Source organism: Aliikangiella marina (assembly GCF_007004765.1).
Taxonomy (GTDB): Bacteria; Pseudomonadota; Gammaproteobacteria; order Enterobacterales; family Kangiellaceae; genus Aliikangiella; species Aliikangiella marina.
In genome coordinates this window covers 174,685-199,914 of sequence record NZ_VIKR01000002.1, presented here as the reverse complement: position 1 = coordinate 199,914, position 25,230 = coordinate 174,685, and the positions used below count along the sequence as shown (strand labels likewise).

Genomic DNA, 25,230 nt, shown 5'->3' with positions numbered 1-25,230 from the left:
TTTCCTGAAAAAGTGAACTACTTTAGATGGTCATAAGAGTCTTCATATTTGCTTTAATTTTCCAAGTGGCGGGCGTCCCATTACCTGTCCTTGCGGAGGTGACTTATGAAGACTTTCAAAGCCTTCCTCCGCTTCCAGACAGTTATTTTGATCTTAAGCCTGAAGACCGACTCGTGTGGCTAAAACATGAAGCAGAAAAAGCGCCTGAAACGGCAACAAGCTACCGGCTCAATCGCCAACGCTTTTATGAATTTTACTGGTTACAAAAAGACGAACTAGCCAGACAAGTTTGTAGTAGCACTCTACCGTTACGTGAAGATTTTTACTATCGTGAAAATTGTATCGAAATCGAAAATCCGAACTACGATGACTTTTTACTTAAAATGCTCGACTTAATTCACGAAGCCAAGCAGTTTGGTTCTCCTAGCATACAAGCAACTTTGCTTTCCGATCTTGCTTGGCGACAGTCGCAAAATGGCGATATTGCGGGCACCTATCAAAATTACGAGGCGGCTCTTGCGATTGCGCCATCGGACGATATCGTACTACTCAACACTATCATGATGGATAGCGCGACTAATTATATCGTGCATGGCGATAGTAACTATGTTAATAAAGGAATTGAATTGCTTGCCAAGGTACGACAACAAAGTACCGATGCACTTGAGAATGAAGTTGACCCACAAACGATTGAATTTCTTAAAGATAATATTTTTTTAACTCACTTTAATACCGGAATTGCTTATGCGCTCCACCTGTATGATTATTCTGCGGCAATCAACAGTTTCGAATCAGTCTATTCAGAGAAAAATGCCTATTCAATTAGCGCTTTAAGTTTCGCCGCGCTCGCTGCAGCAGAACTTTCTGATTATGATTTAGCCAAGCAGCTAATCGAAAAAATTGGTGATCAAAAAGATAACCAACCGGTGATTGAATTATATTTAAACTGCTATCGCCAATTAGCAAAACGACATTGGCTCAACAACCAACCTTTAACCAGTTGTTTAAATCTTGATCCTTCGACAACGGTGGAAGTTCAACTCGATGTTTATAAAAGACTCTCTCAGTTTCAAGAACCAGACATTCAGTTTGTTGGTCTAAAAAAACTCAGTGAACTTTATTTAAATAAGATTGAACCGCAACTCAAGAAACGGGGTGCTCAAGCTGCCTCATCAACCGAACTAAAAAGGTTACAAAGAGAATCAGAGCTTAAAACTATCGTCCTTGAACAACAAACGCAGCTACAACAAGAAAGAGAAAATGCGCATACTAATCGACAACGATTTTTTGCTGCACTTTTTATCGTACTTTTGAGTTTCATATTATTGATTCGCTCACAGTTAAGACAAAAGAAGCAATTGGCCGAACAATTCGAACAAATGAGTACTCGAGACTCGCTGACTAAATTAGGCAACCGGCGATTACTAGAACAGCAAATCGATAGAGAAATAGCTTTCACCAATCGTGCCCACAAGTCAAATATCAACCATAACCTTGGTATTTTTATTTTCGATATCGATCATTTCAAGGCGATTAATGATACCTATGGGCATCAAGTCGGCGATAAAGTCCTCAAAATTTTTAGTGACCGTATTAATCAAACGATCCGTGATTCTGATTTATTTGTTCGCTGGGGCGGTGAAGAATTTGTCTTGGTCGCACGCCTTGATTCTAACCAGCGGGCCAATCAGATCGCCGAACGAATTCTACAGACTATCAATAGTTCGCCGTTTGAGTGCGGTGGTGAAAAATCTATCAAAGTCACCTGCACAATTGGTGTTGCAAAATATCCTTTTATCGAAACTGAAAATAAACCGCCTTGGACTCGATTGATCAGCTTAGCGGACGCAGCATTGTACTATGGCAAACAACAACACAGAAACTGTTGGGTTGTTATCGACAATCATTCCGTAGACTCTCTCGCAGCGCTAGAAACGATCTTGAAAGATAAACTACAAGACTCTATTGATGCTGGTAAAGTTACTATTAGTACTTCTTTTTAATGAATATAGGCAAGCGCATTCAACACTGATACAAATCTAAAATCCCGCCAACTATAGCAATCAATTGAGAGTTCAATATCTAATTCAATATCTAATTCATTTTCTAACTCATTAAGCGTTGAATACTTCACTTTGCATTAATACTTAGCCAAGATGAAATTCTCGCAAGCGTTTTACGGATTCCGCAAAATCACTGTCATTTCCTGATAACACAAACCGGCAATATCCGGGTAAACCAGTCCAAGTCGAATTATTGATAACCAGATTCTTCTCCTCGAACAATTTCTGAGTGATAGTATCTCCCGCAGTGACCAGATCCAGCTTTTGTTTTTCGATTAAGCGTTGTGGTTTTGCTACTAAAAACAATCCACCTTGCGGTGGTATCACCTGCCATCCATTATTCTCGAGCACCTCAGTTAGCAATCTCGCTCGTTTCTTGAGTGTCTCTCTTTGGTGCTGAAGATGCTGTATCAACTCTTTGTCATGAGTTAACTGTGCAGAAATGAGCTTTCTTGCAGCATAGCCCAAGGTAAAGTGGGGTGAATGCGGAATTTCTGTTTCCAGGGCTAACAAGAGCCGCTTTGACGTCGACCAACTATAGCCAAATCGAATTCCGCCTGCCGAAAACTCTTTTGAGAGCCCGCCCATTAATACCAATCTAGATTGTTTGGTGCGACTTATCGCTTCGATGTTTTCCGATAAATCCCAACTCAAGTCAGCTTCAAATTCTAATCCTGAAAAAATACAGTCAACAATAACCGTTGAGTCATATTCAGTCGCAATGGCAATTAATTCGCTCAATTCACTTTGATTATAAATGACCCCGGTGGGATTAATAATCGGTGCATTCAGCAGCAACCAACTCCCTGGATTGCGTGCTAAACATTCCCGCAATAACTCAGGCGTAATTTTAAAAAGAGCGGACTCTTGCGTTTTTAATTCGATATAGGATAACTTTTCATACTCTGCTGCAGCCTTAAAATAGCCATAACTACCAGAAGGGATAATAATTTGTTTACCTTCTTTAATACACAGTTTCAGCAAAGCCGCGTAAATTGGCGCAACTCCATTTCCATAAACAATTTTCGAGTAGAGGTTTTTAGGGATCTTAAAACGTCTTGCCAAAACTCGTCGTAGCGGATCATCCGCTGATACCTCTTCGGGTAGGTATTTTCTGACTAAATAACTTTCAAAAAGAAATTCTTTAAGCAGTTCGGGGGTGGGCAGTTCATTTTCACCATAATCGAGGCGCACGGTATCATCATCAAAACCCAAATGATTGCCTGCTATCGCCGGATGAGAGAATGCTTTTGATGCATTTTCACTTAACGTTAAGAGATATCCGCTGCCCGGCGCTCCAACAGACTCAATTTCTGTCGCTCGAGTCCGCTGAAAATACAACAACTCCTCTAACAAATGCGCGTAGTATAATTGTTTGAGAAATGGCGTTCGACTGTAGGTTAATTCAGCCGCATCAGCTAAGTTTTTCACCATCAGTGAATTATTGATTAGCGTAAAATTGAGCGTATAATTTTGATAAACGCGATTATTTATAAGCGCCGCCATAATGACTAAATTACCGGGTAAACCGTTGTTCGAAAGATATCGGTAGACTCCGTGTATCTCAGGCTGACTACTTAAATCAATATTGTTCGTCAAATCGATAATTAACAGACAGTTATTGCGAATACAACACTCGACCAATTGACCAATTAAGTGGCTTGATTGAATTTCATATTCATTAATACTCGTCACCACCATCTTTGGTTTTAACTTTTCGACGAGTTCTAAAATGTACTCAACCTTAGCTGGCACGTGAAGTAACTGAGCCGACGAAGCTAGCGAAGTCTGGTCAAGCAGTTGACCGAGACTTTTTTCAACAAGAACAAGACTCGGTTGATAGTTAATAAGCAGGCTATCTAGTAGCTCTCTTCGTCCTGGTGTCACAACCAAATTCGATTCTTTAATATCAACCCTTAAGTAATACCTAAAATACTCGGACAACTGTTGTCTAAAATAATCTAATCCAGTTGTAGACTGATAGGGAAAATACGAGATTTTTTGCAACTGCTCAGCAAGAAAGGCTAAAAACGAATAACGCTCTTCAGCGTCATCAAAGTTATCATAAGTTAAATCGATCGCCGACCGCAGCGCGTTACCACCAATTTTGTCAACCGAACTGTAGATTGATTTTACTTGTTGCGGAAAAAGCATTTCAGCTTCGTATACATCAACCGAATGATAAATTTTTCCGCCAGCTTTCGCATATTCTAATGCCGTGGTTGCGTCGATCGGCGTATCCGAGTTGGCTGACATATAAAATTCAAACCGATGACCAACACTCTTTTCGATATCGACAAGCGCATCGATTTCAGTATCTGCCGCCTGTTCGACTTGAGTTTGCCATACTCTTCGCACTCTAAAACCGCGCCTTTGCATTAGCCGCTCAAGGACATTCCTACCGGGTCTCCCACCTAAATTTAAAATGAGCTTGCCATTACTTTTTAAAATGGGAATCGATTGCTCAACGGCACTTGCGATTAGTCCCAAACCAAACTGGTCTTCGATAAACCCTTGCTTGGCAAAATAATTACTCAACGAATGGAGGTATTCATCACTTGATGTTTCCGCGATTAAGTCTTCCATAGCCTCTGGCTCGGGATTTAAAACTTGGGGAATACAGCCAATAATCCGGTCCAATTCGACTTTATCGTCGCCTTCAAAGTGACTAAATAAGTTAGACTCATAAAACTTAACGCGATCGATCAGTGCGCTACCATCCGCAACAAGCATTTGATTGCCGTGCTGATCATAAGCGTTAAGAAATAAATTGAGTTTGGCACAGACGATGGCTTTGGGGTTAATGTCTAAGCCAAAGATGGTTTGCGGCGCATAACGGAGCGCTAACGCGATAGTAATCCAGCCGATTCCACACCCCAACTCAACCATTTGTTTTTGAAAATAATCGGTCGAAGGGTAACGGATAAGCCCCTCATAAAAGGTAAACGACCAAGCTTCCGGTAAAAAGGTGCTCGGAAACTGAAACAGCCGCAAATTGACGGTCCGATCTTTGTAGTCGAGAATATTTTGTCTTAATAGTTGAAAATGGCAATTACTCGGCTGAGCCTCATCGACATAGGCCACTAGCGCATTGAGGAATTGAAGCGCCCGTGGTCTGGTATCTTGAGCCTCTAGCTCTAAAAGAAGTAACTTAAACTGTTCGTACGATTCATGACTTGACTGCTGACACTGTTTAATAAATCCTTTTATGTCAGCTTTGCTAATTATGGACATTTTAGTTCCTTAATATTAAACAGTTATCGCTTGTCAAACTGGGCAATTAAGCAGGGTGCACATTATTTAACGCTGTCTGAGGTTTAGCAAGCTTTAAGTGGTCCTAGAAAAATATTTTGATTGATGAGAATCGCGATTCTCAATATTATTAAAAGATAACTAACCTTCAGGATCAAAGAAAATGAAAAATACGTCACTGGTCTTTTTCACCGCGGTATTCTTATTCGGCGCTAGTTTTACCGCATTAGGCGTTGATAGAGTTACCGGCAAGAACTTCGCTACTCGCTCCGAAGTTATCGCTCAAAATGGCATGGTGGCAACCAGCCACCCACTCGCGACTCAAATTGGTGTCGACATTTTGAAAAAGGGTGGCAATGCAATCGATGCTGCGATTGCGGCTAACGCAGCCCTTGGACTTATGGAGCCAACCGGTAATGGCATCGGCGGTGATTTATACGCAATCGTCTGGGACGCCAAAACCAAAAAGTTATACGGACTAAACGCCAGCGGACGCTCTCCGAAAGGGCTAAGTTTAAAGCAACTTAAAAGAGAGCTTAAAAAACTCAACCGAGACTCTATTCCGCCGCTAGGCATGTTACCAATCTCGGTTCCTGGCGCTATTGATGGTTGGTTTGAATTACATAATAAATTCGGTAAGCTGTCGATGGCGGAAAATCTTCAACCAACAATCGACTACGCCAATAACGGCTTCCCGGTTTCTGAACTGATTGCCTATTATTGGAATCGCTCAGTTCCTCGTCTCTCTCCCCAGCCTGGCAGTTTTAAAGACACTTTTACGATCGATGGCAACGCGCCCAAAAAAGGCCAAATATTCAAAAATCCCGAATTAGCCAACACCCTCCAAGTCCTTGCCACCGAAGGTCGAGATGGCTTCTACAAGGGCGATATTGCTAAAAAAATTGATCAGTTCATGAAAGATAACGGCGGCTATCTCAGATATCGAGACTTCGCTGAACATACCTCCACCTGGGTAGAGCCGGTATCAACCAACTATCGTGGTTATGATGTATTCCAACTGCCTCCCAACGGGCAAGGAATAGCCGTGCTACAAATGCTTAACATTCTTGAAGGGTATGATCTCAAAACCATGGGGCATCTAAGCGAAGAAACCCTGCACGTGATGGTCGAAGCGAAGAAACTGGTATTTGAAGATCGTGCGAAGTTTTATGCGGATATGGATTTTTACAAAGTCCCGCTAAAAGGCCTAATTTCAAAGCCTTACGGAAAAGAGCGCGCCAAACTCATCGGCGATAGAGCTGCAAGACGAGTGGACAGTGGTAATCCTGCCTTATATGAGGGCGATACCATTTATCTGACAACTGCCGATAAGGAAGGCAACATGGTGTCACTCATCCAAAGTAACTATCGTGGAATGGGCTCCGGTGTCGTTGTACCAGGGCTTGGTTTCGTGTTTCAAGATCGTGGAGAAATGTTCTCGTTGGACAAAAGCCACGCGAACGTTTATGAACCCGGTAAGCGTCCCTTCCACACAATCATTCCCGCTTTTATCACTAAAGATGGCAAGCCTTGGGTCAGCTTTGGTTTGATGGGCGGTGCAATGCAACCTCAGGGGCATGTTCAAATCATTACCAATTTAATTGATTTTGGTATGAACCTTCAGGAAGCAGGTGATGCCACTAGATGGCAGCACTACGGCTCAACAGAGCCGATGGATGGCCAGTCGAAATACATCACCGATGGTGGTGAGGTCGCAATAGAGTCCGACATTCCCTATCAAACGATCCAAGGGCTGATTAGCCGCGGTCACAAGGTTCGCTACGACCGAGGCGGATATGGTGGTTATCAGGCTATTATGTATGATGCTGAAAACAAGGTTTATTATGGCGCGTCGGAATCTCGTAAAGATGGCCATGCGGCGGGATACTAAAGGTTAAAATTGCAAAAAGAGCTCGATGATCGCGCGGGCTCTTTTTCAATGGCGTCTTGTCTATTCAGACTCCCAGTTGTTGGTCCTTTATGTTTATTGCCAAGTCTCGCTAACTCGCTCCACCAAAGTAACTCGTCCAAATACTTTAAATCGCACTCGCATTTCCCCCAGTGAGTATTTTCTGCCCTTCAAAGACTCGTTCATACGATTGACGGGCCGATTGAAAAAACTTTAACCCGCCTCACAAAGATGTAAGTTATTCCGGCCATCAACTTGTTTAACTTTCACCCCCAAAGTAAACTAGCGCTAGTTTAATTGGTTGCCCTAACTGTCGCGAAATCTAATGAAAAATAAACTTCCCGTATTACTCAGTTTTATCGCCTTATTCGCCGTCGTCGCGTTTCTGATTCGTTTCGATCCGGATCCGATTACCGATCAAGAAGTCGCGAACTTAAGCCAAGCGATTGATACGGTTTTCGCCTCCAGAGAGCAAGCACAAAACAATACGCAATCGAATCCAGCTACCGCTAACTTGGAGTCGATTATGGCAATAATCTATCGTCGGCCTGACGCTACCTGGTTTATCAAAGCCCGCGGTAAAACTGACTTGGTTAATCAGCAAGCGGTTGAGTTTAATCGTTTATTTGTCGACGAGTTAAAGTTTACAGACAAACCAGACTTTTCACATATTCCAAAAGACTATTTGAGTGGCTCTAACGAGCAAATGCGGATCGCAACTTTTAACCTCAATGGCTTAGAAGTATCAGTGACTCGACTCGGTGCCAACCAAGATGTTGAGTCCAATATTCAGCGTTGGCGCGGCCAACTGAATATGCCAGAAAGTACCCCACAGTTTGTTAAATTTTTAGATAACAACAATACGGTTTTAGTGAGACTTAACCAACCTGTTCCTCAACAATCTGCACCGCAACCACCTCAACAAGAAAAACTTGACGAATTTGCCGAGCTTCCAGAGAACTCTAACTGGACCGCTATGGAAGCAAGCGCAGGAATGGCTTCTGCAACATTCGAGCAGTCTATCGATGGACAATCCTATCAAGTCGCGGTATTAAGACTGCCGGCAAATGTCCCCCTTGAAACGATCCTTGGTATCTGGAAAGAGCGTCTCGGAATTGCTGCCGAGCAATCATTACCGACTGAAAAATTAACGAGCCAGTCTGCGCAAGAATGGAACCTGTTTACCATTCAAAACGATAAAAACCACATAGTGATAGCGATGTTAAGCGGAACCAATCGATATACTTTCCTGCGACTCTCAGGTCCTGCGCCGCTAGCGGCAAAATCGATTGACGAATTTAAACAGTTAATTAGCGACTTAAAAATCACGAGCAACTAATTGAGTTTTTAAACGTGCGTATTAGTGAGATTTTGAGTACGAATTCTCGAGACAACGTTTTTGACCGGTAGAAACCGCCTAGTAATAATCGATTATTACTAGGCGGTTAACCAAAAAGTTACTGGACCATCATTGCACAATGAAACCTTCATGTCTGCGCCAAACTCTCCGGTGGCAACATGAGGGTACTGGTGTTTAGCCCGCTCGACAAAATAACTAAAAAGCGCTTGCCCAGCTTGTGGTGGCGCTGCGGTCGAGAAACTGGGTCGTTTACCTTTTCTTGTATCGGCTGCGAGTGTAAATTGCGGCACCAGTAAAAGGCCGCCACCAACATCGGTGACACTTAGGTTCATCTTGTCTTGGTCATCAGCAAAGATTCGGTAGCCGACCAGACGTTCGAGCAATCGATCGGCATTGGCATGTTGGTCGTCTTTTTGCACACCAATCAGGGCAAGAATGCCCTGTTCAATTTCGCCGATAATTTGATTTTCAACAACGACTGAAGCGCTAGTTACCCGCTGGATCAGTGCAATCATGGGTGAGTTCCTGGTGCATCTCTTTTGTGGCTCTAACAAGGCCGTCAATTATTCCAGGTTCAGAAGCAGAATGTCCAGCATCTCTGATGACGTGAAGTTCGCACTCCGGCCAAGCCTGCTGAAGCGTCCACGCATTCTCAACTGGACAAATCATATCGTATCGGCCGTGCACAATAATGCCCGGGATCCCCGACAATTTATCCGCATTGTCGAGCAGTTGGTTTTCTTCTAAGAAGCAATTATTGACGAAATAATGCGCGCTGATTCTCGCCATACTCAAAGCAATATGCGGTGCGGCTAAGTGATCAACCAAGCTGTGGTTTGGTTCCAGGGTAGCCGCTTTGGCTTCCCAGCAAGACCAAGCTTTCGCGGCCGCCATTCTGGCCAATTCATCTTTTCCGGTCAGCTTTTTATAAAACGCATTGACCAAATCATCCCGATCGTCTTTATGAATGGGGTGGATGAAATCATTCCAATAATCGGGAAATACTTTTCGTGTTCCATCTGAATACAACCAGTCGATATCTTCTTTGCGCCCCAGAAAAACCCCTCGCAGAATCAACCCCATAGTTTTGTCTGGATGCGCCTGGGCATAGGCTAACGCCAGAGTGGTTCCCCAACTGCCGCCCATTAATACCCATTTATTGATGTTAAGATGCGCTCTGATCACTTCTAGATCAGCCACTAAATCACTCGTGGTGTTATTCTCGATACTAGCATGCGGCTCTGAGCGACCGCAGCCTCTCTGATCGAGTAAAATAATACGATACTTTTCCGGGTCGCAATAGCGGCGATGCGTCGATTCACAACCTGCACCTGGACCACCATGCAAATAGACCAGCGGTATGCCGTCTTCACTGCCGCACTCTTCGACATAAATCCGCTGTCCATCGCCGACGTCCACATGAAATTTTTCGTTGGGTTTGATTTCCGGATAAAGTTGCTGCATCGACTAATGCGCTCTTATTCTTAAAAGTTAATTAAGCCTAGCACATAAATCGTTATTTTTGGTAGTTATCAAAAATCGCAGATTCTTTTAACTCTTTGTTTTTCCGTTAATTCTCGGAACCATCCTCGCTACTTTCTTGATCTGAATCATCGTTTGTACCGACATTACCATCGCCTTCAAGAATAATTACAACCCCTTTGGGGACTGCTCTAGGTTCTAAGCCTTTCACTTTGCGAACAATATCAAAAGCCCATTGGGCACAATTTTCCTCTTCTCCAATTTTCATACAACGATCGTATTCCGCCTTCAGCTCCTCCGCAATGGAGAGCTCTTCAGGCGGAGGCGTGTAACCGAATAAATCGCCCAAGATCGGTATCTTCCCTGTTTGGGAACAAGCAGCTAAACCAACAATCGAAGTGGCGAGAATTATTTTTCTTATCATGAATAGTCGAATCCAATGAAAGGTTATTGTTAATAATAGGTCTTTCTTGGAGAGATTAGAAAGCAAAAGGTTCAAATAAGCAATAAACCAATCAGATGGATTAGTTATCAAAATGCGGCTAGAACAATCTTTAGTCAGTAATCACCAATTCGTAAGCCATATCTTCCCCCTGGGTATCATCGGCCACAATGGCAACAAAATAATACAGTCCAGGTTGAGGTGTAAAGGTGATCTCATGCCCATTATTAGTTTGATTCATAAAAGAGCTCTCAATTAAGTTTTGGTTTTGATCATAAAACTCAATATGAAACGCATTGCCTTGATAGAAAGGCAACAAGCAATCATTCACTCCGCGACAAATATAAATCGCATGCAAATTTGAGGATAAGAACCCGGCAGCAACGGTGTCTCGGGTATCGTTAGAATCATTTAAAGTCCCCGTGATGCTAAATACGGTTTCCTGATTTAGGACCAAAGGTAACGCATCGTCGAAGCTATTGTTGGGCTCGCTCTCTTGAGCGTTAGTGATAGTCCAGTTGGCCGCAATAAACTCCTCGCGAATGATCCCTTGAGACGCGTCGGTTTGCGGTAAATCAGCAGAGCAACCGACCTCACGAGTACATTGACCACTATACCAAGCAAACACCAGCGCGATACCGAATGGGTCCCCCCAAACACTCTGTGGACAGTAATACACACTGGTTCTAAAGCACTGTTCTGGCGCTTGAGCAGCGTCGTCACTCGAGCCGCCACAACCAGCAAACAATATGACTAAGCCAAGCGCGAAACTTAACGCAACCACTCTAAACCGCACAATTCTGCCTCCCATCGAACCGGTGAAAATTCGATTTCAGTCATTGCCAGATTGTTCGAGGTTACGCCGAATAAAGTGATACTGCAAATATGGGGTAACGCAAATATCAGGGAATACAGATATCAGGGAGCACAAATTTCAAGAAACAATCGACGCTAAATCCGAGAAGGCGCGTGCAGGTGTCAAGGAGAAATAAATCAGATACTAGGGCTACTATCATCAATGCCGAATAAAATTTCCCGGCACAAAAAAAACAGGCAGATAAACTCATTTATCTGCCTGCTTAAATTCGCTCAGCGAATGTTTTGGGCTAGTCTCCGCCTTTTAGACAGTCGTGACTAATTTTCCTTAGGAGCTCGAGAGGCTCTTTTTCGCTCGCTCTCGGTTAAGTGACGCTTACGGATACGAATATGATTAGGTGTGACTTCAACCAACTCATCATCATCAATGAATTCGAGACTTTGTTCCAACGTCATTTTGATTGGTGGGGTTAGCTGGATATTCTCATCGGTACCCGCTGCACGAACGTTAGTTAATTGCTTACCTTTAAGCGGGTTGACCGTTAAATCATTGTCTCTGGCATGGATACCAATAACCATACCTTCATAGACTTCAACGCCGTGTCCAATGAATAAGCGACCACGTTCTTGGAAGTTGTATAGCGCATAACCGAGTGCTTTACCGGTTCCGTTTGAAATCAAGACACCATTATGACGCTGAGCCAGCGCTCCTTGGTGGGCAGGCCCGTAGGCATCAAAGGTGTGGTAAATTAATCCAGTGCCCGAAGTCGCGGTCATAAACTCCGTTTGGAAACCAATGAGCCCACGAGAAGGAATGTAAAAATCAATACGCACTCGGCCTTTACCATCTAGCTGCATATCTCTCATTTCGGCTTTTCGCTCACCCAGTCTCTCCATGATAGTGCCTTGGTGCTCTTCTTCGATATCTACCGTGACATTCTCATAAGGTTCCATCATCACGCCATCAACTTCTTTCATGATAACTTCTGGACGAGAAACCGCTAACTCAAAGCCCTCCCGGCGCATCGTTTCGATCAATACCGAAAGGTGTAATTCACCGCGACCTGATACTTTAAATTTATCCGCGTCGTCTAGTTGCTCAACACGAAGCGCTACATTTTGAATCAACTCTTTCTCAAGACGCTCTAGGATTTGACGTGAAGTTAGAAACTTACCATCTTTACCCGCAAATGGTGACGAGTTAACCTGGAAAGTCATGTTAACCGTTGGCTCATCCACGGTTAAAGCTGGAAGCGCTTCAACATGGTCAGGATCACACAGTGTGTCTGAGATTTTCGGCTCGCCTACCCCGGTAATCGCGATAATATCCCCAGCGTTTGCCTCTTCAACTTCAGTTCGTTCTAATCCCATGTAACCCAATACTTGACCGACTTTAACACGGCGCTCTTTGCCTTCTGCATCGATGCTGATGAGTTGTTGGTTTTTACGAATTTTTCCTCGTGTCACGCGACCGACCCCAATCGCCCCAACATAACTGGAATAGTCAAGCGAGGTAATTTGCATTTGGGTTGGGCCTTCAACTTCGACTTGTGGATGATCAACATGCTTGATAATTGCCTCAAACAAAGGCGTCATATCGCCATCTCGAGCAGCATCATCTTCAGAGGCATAGCCATTAAGTGCTGATGCGTAAATAATTGGGAAGTCTAATTGCTCATCGGTTGCGCCTAATTGGTCAAACAAATCGAAAACTTGGTCAATAACCCAGTCAGGACGCGCCCCAGGCCGGTCGATTTTGTTAACCACAACAACCGGCTTTAGACCTTGAGCGAAAGCTTTTTGGGTCACAAAGCGTGTTTGCGGCATCGGTCCATCAACAGCGTCAACAAGTAATAACACCGAATCAACCATCGACATAATTCGCTCAACTTCTCCACCGAAGTCAGCATGTCCAGGAGTGTCTACAATATTGATTCGATAATCGTTCCAACGGATTGCGGTGTTCTTTGAGAGGATGGTAATACCACGCTCTTTCTCTAAATCATTTGAGTCCATCACCCGCTCGGTTGGCTCTGCACGCTGATCAAGCGTCCCGGACTGTTGTAATAACTTATCTACCAGGGTCGTTTTACCGTGGTCAACGTGCGCGATAATCGCAATATTTCTTAGATTCTCAATCACTAATCTAGCCGCCTATAAAGAGCAAAATCCGCTCACGAAGAGAGCGGTAGTAAAAATAGGCGCGTATTCTACGCTGTATTGCCCGTCGAAGCACCGTTTTTTGGCGTTTTTTTATCCGAATTTGCCGGTTTGAACTGCAAGGAGAGTGGCGAGACCGCCTTAATTGTCACTCAATCGACAAGAAACACAAAACTTGGATTCTCACCAACTCATCCAATCAACCCAAAAGTGCTTTTCGCTCCATTATAAAAATCTATGGTATTCTTACTTAAACCATTCAATATTTAGATTAATTTATGAAACTTGATTTGGACTCCATCAGAGTACTCAAAACCATCGTCGATCAGGGTAGTTTTGCCGCCGCAGCTAAACAGCTACACCGCGCTCAATCCGCAATCAGCTATCAAATCAAGAAACTAGAAGAAGTACTTAATCTCGAAATATTTGATCGGAGTGAATACCGGGCTGTGCTTACAGCAGAAGGCAGAACGATTCTTGATGAGGGAATCAGATTATTAGCTCAAGCGGAACATATCGAAATGCTGGCTCACCAACTCAATCACGAGTGGGAACCAAGTTTTGAAATTGTAGTAGATGGTATTCTCGACATTCAACCGATAATGAGCGCGATGCAATCCTTAATCAATGAGGATATTCCCACCAAAATTTCACTCACGATGGAATATTTGGGTGGTGTTCAACACCGTTTTGACAAGAACCATGCGGATTTAATGCTGGTTAAGGAATACCAGAAGTCAACCCAACTTTTATCGCAACCCTTACCCGATGTAGAGTGTTTACTCTGTGTGTCGAGTCATCATGCGCTTGCATCACTCACTAGCGTTTCTATTGACCAACTCCAACAGCAAATTGAGCTGAGTGTTCACGATTCTAGCGAACAAGATCTTTATGAGGTCGAGCACATGCATTTTGGTGGAGAGCGCATGTTCTTTTTAAGTGACTTTAAAAGTAAAAAACAGGCTTTACTTCAAGGATTAGGGTTCGGTTGGATGCCGTACTACTTGGTTGAAAGAGAGTTAGCTGATAATCTGCTGGTGGAGGTAAATTACCAACATGGTTCAAGATTTAAATTTACCCCGCACTTAGTATGGCGAGCCGAGAGAAATTTGGGAAAGACCGCACAACGATTTATGCATTTATTAACCAAACAAACTCACGCGAATAAAGCCAGTGTAGACTGAAACAACGACATTCAATAGAAAAATATTAATCACGGAAAAGCTATGGGACCTCACTCTTTAATATCATTTACCAGTCTTAAAACATTATCGCTTTCAGCATTGCTTTCACTCAATCTTGTCATTTCTGGTTGCGAGCAATCCACAGCGATTCCTGAAAACTCGGAAACGCCCAAGCAGAACGAAGATTTCTCTGCGCTTATTGAAATCACCGAAAACTCAACTATCCCTCAACTGCAGCAATTAATGCGCGATGGCCAGCTATCTGCCGAACAATTAACGGCGTTTTATTTAGCACAAATTGCGCAAAAAAATGAACTATTGAACGCAGTAATAACCACTAACCCTGAGGCCCTTGAGATTGCCAAACAACTCGACGCGCTCGCTACGACCGGTAAATTTAAAGGTCCTTTGCATGGCATTCCGATTTTAGTCAAGGACAATATTGAAACGCAAACAATGGCAACCACCGCAGGCTCATTGATCTTAAAAGATAATTATACCAATCGAGATGCAATGGTTATTCAAAAACTAAAAGCCGCAGGGGCGATAATTCTGGGAAAAACGAATTTAAGTGAGTGGGCCAATATTCGCTCCGAACGTTCCTCGTCTGGCTGGAGCGCAATGGGTGGACAAACCAAAAACCCGCACGATGTTACGCGCTCACCTTGTGGTTCAAGTTCGGGATCGGGTTCGGCTGTTGCTGCAAATTTAAGTGTGGCGACCATTGGAACAGAAACTAATGGCTCCATCACCTGCCCTTCCTCAGCAAACGGAATTGTTGGCCTAAAGCCAACCGTTGGCAGTGTTTCTCGAACAGGCATCGTTCCAATTTCTCATACTCAAGATACCGCGGGGCCGATGAGTAAGTCAGTTACCGACGCAGCAATTATCTTGCAAGCGATTCAGGGCAAAGATGACGCGGACAATGCGACACAAATTCTAGCGGATGGCCTCCTCAACATCCGCCTGCCAGACGAATCTTTTCAATTGAAAGGTAAACGTATTGGTGTTCTATTCTCCAGAGCAATGAATCATGAAGGTGTTGCCGCGGCATTTGATCGCATCAAACAATCACTGAAATCACAAGGAGCCATTCTGGTAGAGGATTTGACGACGACACCCTATCAAGGCTTTTACGGTGATACCTATCAAGTACTTCTCTATGAATTTAAACATGATTTGAATCAGTATCTCTCTCGGTTACCCAATGATAAAAACCAGTTAACCTTAGAAAAGATTATTGCGTTTAACGAGCAAAATAAGCAGCAAGAAATGAAATACTTCCAACAAGAAGTATTCATAAAATCTCAAGCAAAAGGGCCATTAACAGAGCCAGAATATATTGATGCATTAGCCAAAATACGCAAGGCAACACGCGAGGATGGTCTCGATAAGTTAATGACTGATAATAATCTTGATATTATCATTAGCGCGACCCTTGGACCGGCATGGAAAATCGATTTGATTAATGGTGATAACTTTGGAGGTTCTTTTTCCACTTATCCTGCGGTATCAGGTTATCCGCACTTAACTCTACCAATGGGAAAAGTGCATGGTTTACCCGTCGGTCTATCGCTCACCGCTGGCCCACTGAGTGAACAAAAACTTCTTGATTTTGGTTATGCTATCGAAAAAATCAACTTATAAGTTTTTTTCATCAAGCGGTGATGAAGAGAAGCTATTGCTAACTCTTTGTAGCAATAAAAAGTTAAAAAAGTCAGCGAGTTTATCACTTTGGCTGGCTTTTCCATTTTTAAGTTTAGCCAACAGTCTTACGGCGCAAGAAGCGCATCAAACCGCTATTGAACAAGTTAACCGTGCCGCTTCATCATCAGAAAAAAAAGATAACGCTGAGCCGATAAATGAAAAGAACAACAACTCAAAAGCCGGCCTAAGTCGAGAAAAAGTCTACTCTTCTGCAGTTAGCTTTGCTAACTGGGTTGATCGCTTATTTGGCGAACAGAGCGAGCTGGAGTCCGCCCGATACGACTTTTTACGGTTGGTTAATGTTGTAGGCTGGCGAGATGATAAGGGGGCAGAGTTTCAACCCAAAATTAAAGCAAAAGTCTTTCTTCCCAAAACCCACAAAAAGCTTAGTTTACTGTTTTCCGACGACGAGCTAGAAAATATTGATCAGTTTTCTAACCAAACTAATGATGAATTATTTGAAGATGATGATTTATCGGTCTCTGCTGCACTTAACTATCGAACAGACCAATATGACAAGTCAAGATTCGATTGGCGTATAGGTTTGGACTCAAGCTTAGATTCTTTTGCGCTACTTAAACATACCTACGATATCTATCAGGACAATAAGAACTACCTAGTCAATTACAATTATATTTTTTGGCGAGAACAAGAAGGCCAAGGCGTTAATGTAAAACTAGAATATGATCGTATATTGAGCGAAAAAGTGCTCTTCCGCTGGAAGTATTCAATTTTACATGCCGACCGTAGTTTGGGGAGCGAATGGTACAACAATTTTTCAGTCGTAGAGAGCCTAGAAAATAATAGCTGGGTCTCCTATGATTTTGGGATGCGAGGCGCAACTGACTTCAGCTATGATGTCGAAGCCTATCGATTAGCCATTCGCTATCGAGTGCAGCTAACTGAAAAATGGTTTTTTATGGAAATAGAACCTGAAGCAACTTGGCTTCGCACACCTGAAAGTATAAAAAGAGAGTTTGTGCCCGGTATTATTTTTCGGTTTGAATTTCAATTTGAAGACTAATGTAACACCTAATTTACAATCGAGTTTTCAAGGAGGCTTATCGATTACTCCCATTAACATTCTCATCGCTTTACAGATTCTGGTAATACCTGACCGCTGAAAGCGCGCCATTAATCTCCAATTTTTCTGTTGATGATATCTCTCTCACACATGCCTCGACTACAATCAGGAAGCAGCGATATTTAGAGAAATGATTTTTAAAAAGTGAGATGCATGACTGAATTAACGATATAAAAAACTACATCAGAAAATACGCTCAAAAAGCCAAAACCACGGCTATCACTGATGGGACTATATCTGTCACAGCGGTTGTTAATGCGCTTCATCGAACTGCATACTAAAAACCTTGTGTTTTATCGCAAATATTCTCTCTCTTTAAGTGGTCGTTGACATAATAACTACGTTCTGTAGTATCAAAAGTATTGATAGATTTTATTAATTATCGCAGTACAGATACCAGTAACCTAGGAGAAAACATGGACAAGGCGTTGCAAACAATGATCGACAATATGCCAGAAAAAACGGGTAAAAACCTCGCCGACTGGAAAAATTTGCTCGGTAAACATAATTTTTCAAAACATACTGAAGCGGTAAATTACCTTAAAAAAGAACATGGTGTAACGCATGGTTATGCCAATACTATTGTCAGCTTATCGAAAGATGAAAGCAGCGACAGTGACGATTTAGTTGCTAACCAATACCAGGGCAAAGAACGATTAAAGCCGATTTACGAGGCGCTCTTAAAAGTCGTCAATAAATTTGGCAACGATGTAGAAATAGTTCCTAAGAAAGGTAGTGTGAGTATCAAAACCAGCAAACAATTCGCGATAATCAAACCTGCGACAAAGACACGAATCGATCTAGGGTTAAAACTTAAAGACATTAAGCCCGAAGGTCGACTCGAACCGTCAGGACCTTTCGGCACCATGTGCACTCATCGTGTTCAACTCTCGTTAGTTGAGGAGGTCGATAATGAAATAATTGACTGGTTAAAGCTTGCTTATAAAAAATCTCAATAAAATTTAGTATCAATAATTGGTTCTTGTGAAAAACCATATATTCAATTTATCGACTAGTAACGCTGCGCTAGTCGTGGGCATCGCATTCATCGTATCGGTAATCATTGTTACCATAGTTGACGACTTTCTTTTAGCCAACTTCGTTATCCCAGGAGACACTTCAGCTTTAGCGCGAGATATCGAAGCGAAGAGAAGCCTATTTGGTTTTGCGGTTGCTGGTTATACGGTGGTACTGATACTTGATAGCATTATTGGTCTAGCATTATACATAGTACTTAAACCATACAATAAAACGCTTGCGTTCTTAACGGCAACTTTTAGGCTTCTATACGCAGGGATTCTCATCATTGGATTAATAGCGCTAGTGCTAGAATTCGTTACCGTCTATGAGTACGCGTTGGTAAAACTACTTGGGTACGTATTCTTTGCCTTACATATATTTATGCTTGGCTACTGCGCGTTAAGATCGGGATACATCCCTAAAATTATCGGTGTATTGTTGATTATCGCATCATTTACCTACCTCATATTTTTTATCGACGCCGAATTTCCTGAAACACTTCAAATCGTTTTTATGATAATCATGGGATCAGCAGAATTGCTATTGAGTATTTGGCTTATCATTAAAAGAAATTCTTTACCTGTAAACGTCATTTAGTTCTTTCAGTAATTAAAAGAAACCTTTTTTAATCTTAGACTTATCTTCGACTATTAATAGGTGTTTAACATCGGTTCAGAGCCACTGAGTTAAAAGCAATATGAACTGACAATGTCATTCACTTTGATCAAACTAGTGGAAGATAAATCTTGGTTTCTGCTGATTAACTAAAATTGATTGGGTTAAACCATTTCACGTCTTAATCCAGTCGCCAATAATAGAATAATTCCAAATAGCCACCCACCCACTGAGCCACTGCCACCAGAATCGGCTGTTGGCTGTTGCACTGGCGGCGTTGCGGGAGGCGGATTTGAAGTCTCAACCACCGAAATAGAGAAATCTTGAGAAACCGTCGCAAATCCGTCAAATAACTCCGCGGTTAAGCCAAAAACTTTACCGGCATCTTCTGAACCAGGCGTTCCCGATACTGAATCTACACCATCAAAGCTCAACCACTCTGGCAATGATTCAATCGAAAGCTGCAAAGAATCACCGTTTGGGTCAATAAACTCGAATTGATGAACAAGGTTTTCACCTTCCTTCGCTTGAGCACTTTCGTCGCTGGTAAAGTAGGGTCTCACTTGATCGATTGTAGGATCAGCAATATTCAACCGTCGAATATGAGTATTCGTTGCAAAGTAAATGTGCTTTCCATCCCCCGAAATAGCCAAACCTATCGCACTATCGATAGTCGCAGATTCTATTGGACCATCCAAGCTACCGCCATCTGGCGTATTAATTACATCCGCAGCCGCTCCTGTCATGTCGATTGTCATTAGCGCATTCGTATTAGTCACAGTTGCGTAAAAGACTTGGTTAACACGATCAAACTGGAGATATGCGTATCCAGGCGCGCTGCTCGAGGAGAACAATGAAACTGCGCCTGATGAAGAGACTTTATATATATCTCCCGAAAAATAGCTCGTTACATAAACATCGTCGTTGTCATCCAGACAAAGACTAGAAATATTATTTAGTGCGCTGATCGAAGCGAAAGCCGAGACTGTGCCATCCGGTGATATTTTAGTCACGCTAGTATCGCCCGCAAAATTGCTTACATATAGATTAGCCATCGAGTCCCAATCTAACGCGATAGGCTCGCGAACACCAGAAGCAAAAGTACTCTCTGTTCCATCGGGTGCTATTTTAAGAATTGAATTTTGATTGTATAAGGCGATATAAATATTATTGTTCTGATCAACCCGAATGCCAGCTGGACCGCGCGAATTATTATTGAGTAGGTTTGAAAAAGTACCATCGAGTTCAATTTGATAAACTGCGCCAGTGTTGTAATTGGATGCATAGAGCTTATCTCCGGCGATAGTCACTGCATCTCTAGCAGATAAATCAATAATGGTTTCTACAAAAGTTTCTGCAACACAAATTGGCGAGTTCATGATTATTATTATCATCACTGTTTTGATAAATCTCATAGCTGTTCCTTTTCTAAATAGATATTACAAGGGAGTTTCAGTCGTATCTCATTGCACTCCAATAGCAACAAATCGAGTATTTGAAAACGTTAATTTTTTGTGCAATCTTTACTCAACCTGACAGAACCCGGACAATGAACAACTAAAATGTGATGAAACCAGGGAGTTTTGATGTTGAAGTCCCTGAAAAAATAGACTGAAAAGAATTAAAATTCTCACTCGACGTCGTTAGTTGATTAATAAGGGTAGTGTTCACGCTATGCGCATTAGGTATTTTTGTTGGTCATTGTTGGCATGGATGTGCATCGGGCTCGCACACGCCGCTTCACGCTATTCAGATATCTTACAATATAAGCTCAATGTTCCATTTAGCTACATCGATGTCATCGGTTATGTTAGTTCGTACTGTCTTTGGGCATTACTTACCCTGGTACTTCTCTCGATAATTGAACGCCTCCGTTATCCTTTCGTTTACCGTTCACTAACGATCTTGTTTGTCTGCGGATTGATATTCTGGTTACCTCTGTATTTAGCCCTTGATAAAATTATTGCAATAATATTGAGAGGCGAAGAGATGATCAACCTAGTGAGCCACGTAAGGCAAAGCAGTGCCGCACTTATTTTCTTTTATAGCCTAATATACGGCTTGACCTTTACTGTCTGTCTTGGCGTTATACTAGCGAAAAAAATTCGACAAGCCGAACGATTAAATGCAGCTTTGACCAAACAACAAGCCGAATCTGCAATGCAACTATCTAAACAAAAAATTCAATTGATGCAATCTCAACTGAGTCCTCATCTGCTTTTCAACTGTTTAGGTGCCATTAGCGCCTTAGCAAGAAAAGGAGAAAGCGAGCGCCTTGTCGATGCAATCGCAAAAGTAGGAAACCTTCTGAGATTTACAATTTTAAATGCGCCATTAAAAACCATAGCTTTGTTCGACGAGTTAAATTTAGTCGACGACTACCTAGCGCTTCAACGACTAAGGTTCGAAAATAGGTTTATTTGCTCAATCGATATTGGCGATCTTGATGATGGTATTATGTGCCCCCCTTTTACTCTTCAGCCGCTGATTGAAAATGCCTTTAAGCATGCCGTAGAATTAACCGAAGAGGTAATCGACATACAAGTAAAAGTAAGCAGTTCTGATGGGCGAGTTAAACTGTCGGTAATCAATACACTACCAAAAGATTGTAGCTCTAAAGACTCGACAGGGATAGGTATCAACAACCTTAAATCTAGATTATCTCACTTGTATCAGCAAGACTATGAGTTAACTATCAACAAAGAAAAAACTTGCTTTGAAGTGAGTCTTTTATTTCCTACAACTTTGAATAACAATGAAATCGTTGAATAACAATAAAATTTTTAAATAATAATGAATTATCGTGCCTACATACTTGATGATGAACCAAAAGCTAGAGAAAACCTAGTCGCCTCTTTGTCTAAACATAACAATTGGGAAATACTTAAAGAGTTTTCTTCTTCAAAAAACGTCTTAGAGCAAATCGTAGTAGACAAACCTGACGTTGTGTTTCTTGATATTCAGATGCCAGGTGAAAGCGGACTAGAGCTCGCCAAAAAAATGCAAAAACTGAATAGCCCACCACTCGTTGTATTTGTCACTGCCTTTTCTGATTATGCTTTAACTGCTTTTGATCTCTATGCATTAGACTACTTGTTAAAGCCCTTCGATAATAGTAGGGTCGATATGTGCATCAATAAACTGGAAAAAGTTTTGGGAAACATTTCGTCTCATGCGGCTTCGTTAAATGCTCAAAATGCTTGGGCCACTAATGACCCACTCGAACGGATAGTAATCAAATCTAGCTCGTCACTGCGAATAATACCAACGGAGAAAATTAAGTGGGTGGCTGCAAACGGTAACTATGTTGACATCTATCACCAAGAAGGAAAACACCTTTTAAGAGGCTCATTGAAAAGCATTTATGAAAGCTTATCTAAGGAGCGTTTTCTTCAAATACACCGTGGCATTATCGTTCAGAAAAACCTGGTACGCGAACTAAAAACGATAGACGATGAAAAATTCTTAGTCACTCTGGTAGATGGTGAAACTTTACCCGTAGGAAAAAAATACCGTACGGCTTTAGTTGAAGCTTTGACCGGGCGTTAACAAAACTAATAAAATATAAAGACAGTCTGCGATATCGTTCTTGTCCAAGTATTTAGGATAATATTACTGAATAACGCGTTGATTCATTGAAGATTCCCAATAAGTTTAAGAAAAAGATCTATTCATGATTGAAGTTTTAATTTTAGCGATTGCGCTCAGTATGGATGCATTTGCCGTATCGATAGGCCTTGGCTCTCGACATCTAAAACAAACAAAATCTCTGGCAATTTTAGCTGCATTATACTTTGGTTTATTTCAGGCTTTAATGCCATTAGTCGGCTTCTTGGCTGGCAAAGGCTTGTTAGTTTGGGTTGAAGAGTATGCTGATTGGATCGCTTTTGCACTACTATTATTCGTCGGTGGTAAAATGGTTTACGAATCGCTAACTGAAGGGATTGAAAAAGATATTGCAAGAATAACCCATCAACTGTTATTGACGCTTGCTATCGCGACAAGTATTGATGCAATGGCGGCTGGTTTCACATTAACGCTACTAGCAATAAATCCTTTAATTGCTTGCGCCATCATTGGTTTAACAACACTTTTATTGAGTTGGCTTGGCGTTTATGTAGGCGCAAGAAGCGGCACTTGGTTAGAAAGCAAATCAGAACTATTAGGAGGAATCGTTCTGATTATTATCGGGTTCAAATTTTTACTTTTTTGAAAACGGTTTAGGATTCAAATTTAAAAGTACTGATGCTATAGCAGTTAATATCTTACCCTTTGCTAATCAGTGATTTAAAACTAATTAAGGACGAGATGAAGGCAGCAATTTTGAAGCAATGTTCTAAACCTGCCAATACTCAACTCGATTTCGGCCATTATGTTTTGCGTCGTAGAGCGCCTCATCAGCTTTAGAAAGAGCGATATTAAATGTATCAAACTGAACCGCTAAAGCCACACCGAAACTGCAGGTAACATTGGTATCAATCGATTGCTTTGCCGACTCGATTTCTTGTCTAATTCGATTAACAATTCCAACCGCATCTTCCGGTAAAGTATGTGGCAGTAACAAACAAAATTCTTCCCCGCCAACACGCCCTAAAAAATCAATTTTATCGCGCAAACAGCTTTTAACGACGGTAACAATCGTCTTTAACACTTGATCACCCGCTTGATGTCCATAAGTATCATTGATGCTCTTAAATTTATCCACATCAAACATAACGACATGCAAGTTTTCTTTGTATCTAAGTGCGCGCTGAAATTCGCTTTCTGCGCGAATCATAAAGTACCGTCTGTTGGCAATTTCGGTCAAAGCATCGGTATTTGCGAGAGTTTCCAATTCTTTTTGTAACTTCTTGGATTTCTCAACTTCTTTTTCCAACCGCAGTCGCGCTTCAGACTCTTTCGCGGCGAGCTCTTCTGCGGCTAATTTTTGGCGCTCGAGCTGGAAGTTAAGGTTTTCCATATCCTTTTGCTTTTGAGCAAGTTGCTTTTCCGATTCAACTCGAGCCGTGATATCAGTTTCAATTGCCATAAACTGTTTCAGTTCGCCTTTGGCATCAAAGCGCGGAAAAATACTGATCATAATCCAATAAGGTTCTCCAAGCTTGGAGTAATTCAATAGCTCCACTGACACTGGTTGTTTGTTTTGAATGGCTTGAGACATTTTGTCGATGGTGGCTTGGTCGGTTTCTGGTCCTTGCAGGAAACTTCCGGGCTTTTTGCCTTCCATTTCTTCAAAAGTGTATCCAGAAATTTTTTCAAACGCTTTATTAACCCAGAGTGTATTACCTTGTGCATCAGTGATGATTATTGCTTCCGGCGTTTCATTGACCAAATAATTCCAAAGTTGGCTTTGCTCTTGAGTTTCAACTTGCTCGGTAATGTCTTGAAAAACCCCAAACATCACGACATCAACACCACCTTCTTTGCGCGTTTGCCCGCTCGCGATGACATGACGCACCTCTCCTGATGGCCTAACAATACGCGCATTAAAACGATAAGGTTTACCCTCCGCTTGACTACGACTGACCGAGTTTGCGACTAGCTCTCGATCATCCGGGTGATAGGCATTGATTGCCATATCTAATTCAGGCGTGATCTCGCCAGGTTCGTAACCATGAATTCTAAAAACTTCGTCTGACCAAAATAAATCGCTTTCTGCTATATCTAATCGCCAATGACCGATATTGGCTAAACCGCTAGTGTCATCCAATAGTCGTTGTGACTCGATAAGTTTGGTGAGCTGCTGAGTTTGTTCGGTAATATCATTTACGATTCCCACGATAACTGGGCAGCCCTTTTGAGAAGTAGCTTGATAAGTCGCACTCACTCTTAGGTTTCGTGTGCCACTTGCATCCCTGACTGAAAGTTCTATCGAAAAGGAATTATGCTCGGATAGCAATTTGTTAAAATGAGACTCAAAACTTGCGCCCCCATCAGTAAACAAATTTTGAAAGGTGCTGATGCTTGGCGTTAATTCTTGAGAATCAACGCCTAAAATTTATTGCGCCATCGCAGACCAGGAGAGGGTCTCGCTCTCAACGTCATAACGCCAATAGCCGAGTTTTTCCAGCTTTTCGCTGGCATGAATAAACTCTTCCATTGAGTCAAAATCAGAAAATACAGACTCCACGTAATT

20 protein-coding genes are annotated in these 25,230 nt (G+C 42.1%); 11 read left to right on the top strand and 9 right to left on the bottom strand.

Annotated elements, in window-relative coordinates; all coding sequences use genetic code 11:
* Positions 1–26: 26 nt before the first annotated feature.
* Positions 27–2,003: a GGDEF domain-containing protein gene (locus FLL45_RS07110; RefSeq protein WP_142941339.1), complete on the top strand. Its 1,977-nt coding sequence runs from the start codon at positions 27–29 to the stop codon at positions 2,001–2,003.
* Positions 2,004–2,147: 144 nt separating this feature from the next.
* Here the strand turns inward: FLL45_RS07110 and FLL45_RS07105 are convergent, their stop codons facing one another.
* A complete protein-coding gene (locus FLL45_RS07105) occupies positions 2,148–5,297 on the bottom strand; it encodes an aminotransferase class I/II-fold pyridoxal phosphate-dependent enzyme (RefSeq protein ID WP_142941338.1) in 3,150 nt (1,049 codons plus the stop codon).
* A gap of 181 nt (positions 5,298–5,478) precedes the next feature.
* Here FLL45_RS07105 and ggt point away from each other — a divergent pair, with 181 nt between their 5' ends.
* Positions 5,479–7,206 (top strand): gamma-glutamyltransferase, encoded by a 1,728-nt coding sequence (ggt, locus tag FLL45_RS07100; RefSeq protein WP_142941337.1) that lies wholly within the window; start codon positions 5,479–5,481, stop codon positions 7,204–7,206.
* 343 nt (positions 7,207–7,549) lie between these two features.
* Positions 7,550–8,563 carry a hypothetical protein gene (locus FLL45_RS07095; protein WP_142941336.1) on the top strand — a complete coding sequence of 338 codons (1,014 nt, stop codon included), beginning with the start codon at positions 7,550–7,552 and terminating at the stop codon, positions 8,561–8,563.
* 98 nt (positions 8,564–8,661) lie between these two features.
* Here FLL45_RS07095 and dtd read toward each other — a convergent pair whose 3' ends face one another.
* The 5 genes from dtd to typA form a co-directional block, all read right to left on the bottom strand.
* The gene (gene dtd, locus FLL45_RS07090; protein WP_142941335.1) at positions 8,662–9,099 is read right to left on the bottom strand and encodes a D-aminoacyl-tRNA deacylase; all 438 of its coding nucleotides are present in this window, start codon (positions 9,097–9,099) and stop codon (positions 8,662–8,664) included.
* Entirely contained in the window at positions 9,071–10,048 is a 978-nt protein-coding gene (pip, locus tag FLL45_RS07085) for a prolyl aminopeptidase (protein WP_142941334.1), read from the bottom strand. The genes dtd and pip overlap by 29 nt, the downstream gene beginning before the upstream one ends.
* Positions 10,049–10,154: 106 nt before the next feature.
* Complete coding sequence (locus FLL45_RS07080) at positions 10,155–10,490, bottom strand: hypothetical protein (RefSeq protein WP_142941333.1); 336 nt, start codon at positions 10,488–10,490, stop codon at positions 10,155–10,157.
* Positions 10,491–10,620: 130 nt separating this feature from the next.
* Entirely contained in the window at positions 10,621–11,304 is a 684-nt protein-coding gene (locus FLL45_RS07075) for a hypothetical protein (protein WP_142941331.1), read from the bottom strand.
* Between the two features lie 338 nt (positions 11,305–11,642).
* Positions 11,643–13,466 carry a translational GTPase TypA gene (gene typA, locus FLL45_RS07070; RefSeq protein ID WP_142941330.1) on the bottom strand — a complete coding sequence of 608 codons (1,824 nt, stop codon included), beginning with the start codon at positions 13,464–13,466 and terminating at the stop codon, positions 11,643–11,645.
* Between the two features lie 296 nt (positions 13,467–13,762).
* Between typA and FLL45_RS07065 the strand changes: the two genes are divergently transcribed.
* The 5 genes from FLL45_RS07065 to FLL45_RS07045 all read left to right on the top strand — a co-directional run bounded on the left by FLL45_RS07065 (position 13,763) and on the right by FLL45_RS07045 (position 19,076).
* Positions 13,763–14,668 carry a LysR family transcriptional regulator gene (locus tag FLL45_RS07065; protein WP_142941329.1) on the top strand — a complete coding sequence of 302 codons (906 nt, stop codon included), beginning with the start codon at positions 13,763–13,765 and terminating at the stop codon, positions 14,666–14,668.
* Between the two features lie 42 nt (positions 14,669–14,710).
* Positions 14,711–16,315: an amidase gene (locus tag FLL45_RS07060; protein WP_142941328.1), complete on the top strand. Its 1,605-nt coding sequence runs from the start codon at positions 14,711–14,713 to the stop codon at positions 16,313–16,315.
* The gene (locus tag FLL45_RS07055; protein ID WP_142941327.1) at positions 16,263–17,399 is read left to right on the top strand and encodes a hypothetical protein; all 1,137 of its coding nucleotides are present in this window, start codon (positions 16,263–16,265) and stop codon (positions 17,397–17,399) included. The genes FLL45_RS07060 and FLL45_RS07055 overlap by 53 nt, the downstream gene beginning before the upstream one ends.
* Positions 17,400–17,875: 476 nt before the next feature.
* Positions 17,876–18,418, top strand: a complete 543-nt coding sequence (locus FLL45_RS07050; RefSeq protein WP_142941326.1) for a DUF4287 domain-containing protein — start codon at positions 17,876–17,878, stop codon at positions 18,416–18,418.
* Between the two features lie 25 nt (positions 18,419–18,443).
* Entirely contained in the window at positions 18,444–19,076 is a 633-nt protein-coding gene (locus FLL45_RS07045; protein ID WP_185964365.1) for a DUF4386 domain-containing protein, read from the top strand.
* Between the two features lie 182 nt (positions 19,077–19,258).
* Here FLL45_RS07045 and FLL45_RS07040 read toward each other — a convergent pair whose 3' ends face one another.
* Positions 19,259–20,509 (bottom strand): hypothetical protein, encoded by a 1,251-nt coding sequence (locus FLL45_RS07040; RefSeq protein ID WP_142941324.1) that lies wholly within the window; start codon positions 20,507–20,509, stop codon positions 19,259–19,261.
* Between the two features lie 259 nt (positions 20,510–20,768).
* Between FLL45_RS07040 and FLL45_RS07035 the strand changes: the two genes are divergently transcribed.
* The 3 genes from FLL45_RS07035 (at position 20,769) to FLL45_RS07025 (ending at position 23,307) form a co-directional block, all read left to right on the top strand.
* On the top strand, positions 20,769–21,866 hold the full coding sequence (locus FLL45_RS07035) for a sensor histidine kinase (protein ID WP_142941323.1): 1,098 nt from the start codon (positions 20,769–20,771) through the stop codon (positions 21,864–21,866).
* A gap of 21 nt (positions 21,867–21,887) precedes the next feature.
* Positions 21,888–22,643, top strand: coding sequence for a LytR/AlgR family response regulator transcription factor (locus tag FLL45_RS07030; protein WP_142941322.1), 756 nt, complete (start codon positions 21,888–21,890; stop codon positions 22,641–22,643).
* Between the two features lie 124 nt (positions 22,644–22,767).
* Positions 22,768–23,307, top strand: coding sequence for a manganese efflux pump MntP (locus FLL45_RS07025; RefSeq protein ID WP_142941321.1), 540 nt, complete (start codon positions 22,768–22,770; stop codon positions 23,305–23,307).
* Between the two features lie 123 nt (positions 23,308–23,430).
* Here the strand turns inward: FLL45_RS07025 and FLL45_RS07020 are convergent, their stop codons facing one another.
* The gene (locus FLL45_RS07020) at positions 23,431–24,873 is read right to left on the bottom strand and encodes a GGDEF domain-containing protein (protein ID WP_142941320.1); all 1,443 of its coding nucleotides are present in this window, start codon (positions 24,871–24,873) and stop codon (positions 23,431–23,433) included.
* Between the two features lie 219 nt (positions 24,874–25,092).
* Entirely contained in the window at positions 25,093–25,224 is a 132-nt protein-coding gene (locus tag FLL45_RS23095) for a hypothetical protein (RefSeq protein WP_281282197.1), read from the bottom strand.
* Positions 25,225–25,230 lie beyond the last annotated feature (6 nt).